The sequence below is a fragment of the Mycobacterium sp. TH-M15 genome (assembly GCF_057473705.1).
Genome location: NZ_JBYCLB010000673.1, coordinates 1 through 5709, shown reverse-complemented (window position 1 = coordinate 5709; position 5709 = coordinate 1). Strand labels below are relative to the sequence as shown.

At 69.6% G+C, this 5709-nt stretch carries 3 protein-coding genes; 2 read left to right on the top strand and 1 reads right to left on the bottom strand.

Going from position 1 to position 5709, the window contains the following annotated elements; all coding sequences use genetic code 11:
* On the bottom strand, positions 1 to 941 hold a 941-nt coding region (locus AC2VNT_RS16480; RefSeq protein ID WP_486947876.1), incomplete at its 3' end, for a DHA2 family efflux MFS transporter permease subunit.
* A 201-nt stretch (positions 942 to 1142) separates the two neighbouring features.
* Here AC2VNT_RS16480 and AC2VNT_RS16475 point away from each other — a divergent pair.
* Positions 1143 to 1889, top strand: a complete 747-nt coding sequence (locus tag AC2VNT_RS16475) for a hypothetical protein (RefSeq protein ID WP_486947874.1) — start codon at positions 1143 to 1145, stop codon at positions 1887 to 1889.
* A gap of 205 nt (positions 1890 to 2094) precedes the next feature.
* Positions 2095 to 5709 (top strand): multifunctional oxoglutarate decarboxylase/oxoglutarate dehydrogenase thiamine pyrophosphate-binding subunit/dihydrolipoyllysine-residue succinyltransferase subunit (locus AC2VNT_RS16470; protein WP_486947875.1); only part of this gene is annotated, 3615 nt, incomplete at its 3' end.

The window sequence follows — 5709 nt, the reverse complement described above, 5'->3', positions numbered from 1 at the left end:
GCCCGCGGGTGCGTCCGGTCGATGATCCGGCCGACGGCCGGCGCCAGCAGCCCCGACGAGATCGCCGTCGGCGCGGTCAGCACCGCGGCCCGGGTCGGTGAGAGTCCGCAGACCGACTGCGCGTAGAACATGATCGGCAGCGCCAGCGAGGTGGCGACGAAACCGGCGACCGCCACCCCCAGGTTCGACAGGCTGAAGTCCCGGTCGCGCAGGATGCTCGGCGGGACCAGCGGCTCGCCGGCGTTGGTCCGCTGCCAGCGGGCGAAGGCCAGCAGGAACCCGATCCCGGCCGCCAGCATCACCCAGATCCACGCCGCCCAGCCGGTGGACTCGCCCTCCTGCAGGGCGAACACCACCAGGAACACCGCCGCCCCGGAGAGCAGCACCCCGACCAGGTCGAACCGGTGCGGGTGGGTGGGCAGGTCCGGGGCCAGCCGAATCGCCATCGCCAGCCCGAAGACCCCGATCGGGACGTTGACGAAGAAGATCCAATCCCAGCCCAGCACGTCCACCAGCACCCCGCCGACCAGCGGGCCGACCAGGGTGGCCACCCCGGCGGTGGCGCCCCAGACGCTCATCGCCATGCCGCGGCGGTCCGCCGGGAAGATCCGGGTGATCATCGCCAGGGTCTGCGGGGTCAGCAGCCCGGCCCCGACGCCCTGCACCGCGCGGGCGGCGATCAGCATCCCGATGCCGTCGGCCAGGCCGCACCAGAGCGAGGCCAGCGTGAACACCGTCAGACCGATCAGGTACAGGTTCTTCGGGCCGAACCGGTCGCCGAGCCGGCCGGCCACCAACAGCGGCACCGCGTAGGCGAGCAGGTAGGCGCTGGTGACCCAGATCACCGTGTCGTAGCCGACGTCCAGCGCCCGCATGATGCTGGGGTTGGCCACCGCGACGATGGTCGAGTCGACCATGATCATGAAGAAGCCGACCATCATCGCCCACAGGGTGTTCCACGGGTCGATCGACGTGGGCTGGGCGCGCGGGCGTTTCCCCTGGTCATCGAGGCGCGCTCGCCGCGTCGTGGTCATGTGCTGCGACGCTACGGACGAAATCCGAGACGGACAACTCCGTCCCGGCACCCCCCGGCCGCCCGGACGTTAGCCTGATGGCACCCTGACCGGGACGGGAGGCAACCGATGCGTTTCCGGCGACACCAGCTCACCGAGAGCTCACCACCGGCGCCGATCGCCGCAGCTCCGACGACCGCCGCCCGGGTGTTGTCGCGGATCATCGAGGGCAGCAGCCGGGTGCAGCGTCCCGCCGTGCGGGCCTACCTGGACCGGTTGCGCAGCACCCGGCCCGGCGCCGACCCGGCCGAGATCCTCACCCGGCTGGAGAAGCACTACCTGCGGGCGGTGACCGGCAGCGGGGCGATGGTCGGGGGCCTGGCGACGGTGCCGGCCGTCGGCACGCTCGCCGCGTTCACCGCGATCACCGCGGAGACCGCCGTGTTCCTGGAGGCGACGGCGTTCTTCGCGCTGGCGGTCGCCGAACTGCACGACATCCCGGCCGAGAAGCGAGAGCAGCGCCGCGCCCTGGTGCTCGGGGTGCTCGTCGGCGGCGAGGGGAAGCAGGCCGTGACCGACCTGCTCGGCGCCGGCCGGACCGGCGGCGCCTGGCTGTCGGCGAGCACGCTGGCGATGCCGATGCCGACCATGGCCGAGCTCAACTCGCGGCTGATGCGCTACGTCGCGAAACGCTACGTGATGCGCCGGGGCACGCTGATGTTCGGGAAGCTGCTGCCGATGGGGATCGGCGCGGTCGTCGGCGCGGTGGGAAACCGGCTGATCGGGAAGAAGATCGTCAAGAACGCCCGCGCTGCGTTCGGCCCGCCGCCGGATCGCTGGCCGGTGCCGCTGCACCTGATCGTCGACGCGGGTTGACGCCCGGCCCGCGGGCCGGACGAGGCGATCTGCCTGGGGGAATTATCCACAAAGGGCTAGCCTTGGAGACGAAGTCGCGGCCCGCCGGGGCCGCACGGACAGTACCGGCACGCGGGTTTTGCCGGCGGACGAGGAATCGAGGCGAGCAGCTGCCGTGAGCGGTGACACTTCACCTTTCGGTCAGAACGAATGGCTGGTCGAGGAGATGTACCGGAAGTACCGGGAGGACCCTTCGTCGGTCGACCCGAGCTGGCACGATTTCCTCGCCGACTACCATCCCGAACCCGCCGCCGAACGCTCGCGGCCCAACGGCCAGCCGAGCGGGGCACCGGCCCAGCCGGCCCAGCCGGCCCGACCGGCTCCACCGCCGACCCAGCCCACTCAATCGGCGCCGGCGGCCGCGCCGACCGCCGCCGCGCCGCAGCCGTCGGCGCCGCAGGCACCGTCCACGCCGGCGGCCAAACCCGTCGAGGGCGACCAGACGCAGGTGCTGCGCGGGGCGGCCGCCGCCGTGGTCAAGAACATGTCCGCCTCGCTGGAGGTGCCGACCGCCACCAGCGTCCGGGCCGTCCCGGCCAAGCTGATGATCGACAACCGCACGGTGATCAACAACCACCTCAAACGGACCCGCGGCGGCAAGATCTCCTTCACCCACATCCTGGGGTACGCGCTGGTGCAGGCGATCAAGCAATTCCCCAACATGAACCGGCACTTCGCCGTGGTCGACGGGAAGCCGAATGTCGTCACACCAGCCCATACCAGTCTCGGCCTGGCGATCGACCTGCAGGGCAAGGACGGCAAGCGGTCCCTGGTGGTCGCCGGCATCAAGGGCTGTGAGGCGCTGGGCTTCGCGCAGTTCGTCGCGGCCTACGAAGACATCGTCCGGCGCGCCCGCGACGGCAAGCTGACCGCCGAGGACTTCGCCGGCGTGACGATCTCGCTGACCAACCCGGGCACCATCGGCACCGTGCACTCGGTGCCCCGGCTGATGGCCGGCCAGGGCACGATCATCGGGGTCGGCGCGATGGAGTACCCCGCCGAATTCCAGGGCGCCAGCGAACAGCGCATCGCCGAGCTGGGCATCGGCAAGCTGATCACCCTGACCTCCACCTACGACCACCGGATCATCCAGGGCGCCGAGTCCGGCGACTTTCTGCGCACCATCCACCAGCTGCTGCTCGCCGACGGCTTCTGGGACGAGCTCTTCTTCGAACTGGGCATCCCGTACAAGCCGGTGCGCTGGCGGCCGGACAACCCGGACTCGATCGTCGACAAGAACGCCCGGGTGATGGAGCTGATCGCCGCCTACCGCAACCGCGGCCACCTGATGGCCGACATCGACCCACTGCGGCTGGACAAGACCCGCTTCCGCAGCCACCCCGACCTCGACGTGGTGACCCACGGGCTGACGCTGTGGGACCTGGACCGCGAGTTCAAGGTCGACGGCTTCGCCGGCGCCGAGTACAAGAAGCTGCGCGACGTGCTGTCGGTGCTGCGCGACGCCTACTGCCGGCACATCGGCGTGGAGTACACCCACATCCTCGACCCCGAGCAGCAGCAGTGGCTGCAGGCACGGATCGAGGTCAGGCACGGCAAACCGACTGTGGCGCAGCAGAAGTACATCCTGAGCAAGCTCAACGCCGCCGAGGCGTTCGAAGCGTTCCTGCAGACCAAATACGTCGGGCAGAAGCGGTTCTCCCTGGAGGGCGCCGAGACCGTCATCCCGATGATGGACGCGGCGATAGACCAGTGCGCCGAGCACGGCCTGGACGAGGTCGTCATCGGCATGCCGCACCGCGGCCGGCTCAACGTGCTGGCCAACATCGTCGGAAAGCCGTATTCGCAGATCTTCACCGAGTTCGAGGGCAACCTGGACCCGGCCGAGGCGCACGGCTCCGGTGACGTGAAGTACCACCTCGGCGCCACCGGCGTTTACCTGCAGATGTTCGGCGACAACGAAATTCAGGTGTCGCTGACCGCCAACCCGTCGCACCTGGAGGCCGTCGACCCGGTGCTGGAGGGGATGTGCCGGGCCCGCCAGGATTTGCTGGACAAGGGTGACAGCCCGGAGGGCTACTCGGTGGTGCCGATGATGCTGCACGGCGACGCGGCGTTCGCCGGGCAGGGCGTCGTCGCCGAGACGCTGAACATGGCGACGCTGCCCGGCTACCGGGTGGGCGGCACGCTGCACATCGTGGTCAACAACCAGATCGGCTTCACCACCGCGCCGGACCACTCCCGGTCCAGCGAGTACTGCACCGACGTCGCGAAAATGGTTGGCGCACCGATCTTCCACGTCAACGGCGACGACCCGGAGGCGTGCGACTGGGTGGCCCGGCTGGCGATCGACTTCCGGCAGAAGTTCCACAAGGACGTCGTCATCGACATGCTCTGCTACCGCCTGCGCGGCCACAACGAGGGCGACGACCCGTCGATGACCAACCCGTACATGTACGAGGTGATCGGCACCAAGCGCGGCGTCCGCAAGAGCTACACCGAAGACCTGATCGGCCGCGGCGACATCTCGATGAAGGAAGCCGAGGACGCGCTGCGCGACTACCAGGGTCAGTTGGAGCAGGTGTTCAACGAGATTCGGGAGCTGGAGAAGCATGCCGCGCTGCCCAGCGAGTCGGTGGAGTCCGAGCAGCAGGTGCCCAAGGGACTCTCCACCGCGGTGGACAAGGCGCTGCTGGCCCGGATCGGCGACGCGCAGCTGGCCGTTCCGGACGGGTTCACCGTGCACCACCGGGTGAAGCCGGTGCTGGAGCGGCGCAGGGAGATGGCCTACGACGGCAAGATCGACTGGGCGTTCGGCGAGCTGCTGGCGCTGGGTTCGCTGGTGGCCGAGGGCAAGCTGGTCCGGCTCTCCGGCCAGGACACCCGGCGCGGCACCTTCTCGCAACGGCATTCGGTGTTGGTCGACTCGAACACCGGTGTGGAGTTCACCCCGCTGCAGCTGCTGTCGGCCAACCCCGACGGCAGCCCGAGCGGTGGGAAGTTCCTGGTCTACGACTCGCCGCTCTCCGAGTACGCCGCGGTCGGTTTCGAGTACGGCTACACCGTCGGCAACCCGGACGCGCTGGTGTTGTGGGAGGCGCAGTTCGGCGACTTCGTCAACGGCGCCCAGTCGATCATCGACGAGTTCATCAGCTCCGGCGAGGCCAAGTGGGGTCAGCTCTCCAACGTGGTGCTGCTGCTGCCGCACGGCCACGAAGGCCAGGGCCCGGACCACACCTCCGGGCGCATCGAGCGGTTCCTGCAGCTGTGGGCGGAGGGCTCGATGACGGTCGCACTGCCCTCGACGCCGTCGAACTACTTCCACCTGCTGCGCCGGCACGCCCTGGACGGGATCCAGCGGCCGCTGATCGTGTTCACCCCGAAGTCGATGCTGCGCAACAAGCACGCGGTCAGCGAGGTCAAGGACTTCACCGAGGTCAAGTTCCGGTCGGTGCTGGAGGAGCCCGACTACGAGGACGGCATCGGCGACCGCGGCACCGTCACCCGGATCCTGCTCACCGCCGGCAAGCTCTACTACGAGCTGGCCGACCGCAAGAGCAAGGACGGCCGCGACGACGTCGCGATCGTCCGGATCGAGCAGCTGGCGCCGCTGCCGAAGCGACGGCTGGGCGAGACCCTGGACCGCTACCCGAACGCCCGGGAGTTCTTCTGGGTGCAGGAGGAGCCGGCCAACCAGGGGGCCTGGCCGCGGTTCGGCTTGGAGCTGCCCGAGCTGCTGCCGGCGAAGCTGACCGGGCTGAAGCGGATCTCCCGGCGGGCCATGTCGGCGCCGTCGAGCGGGTCGTCGAAGGTGCACGCCGTC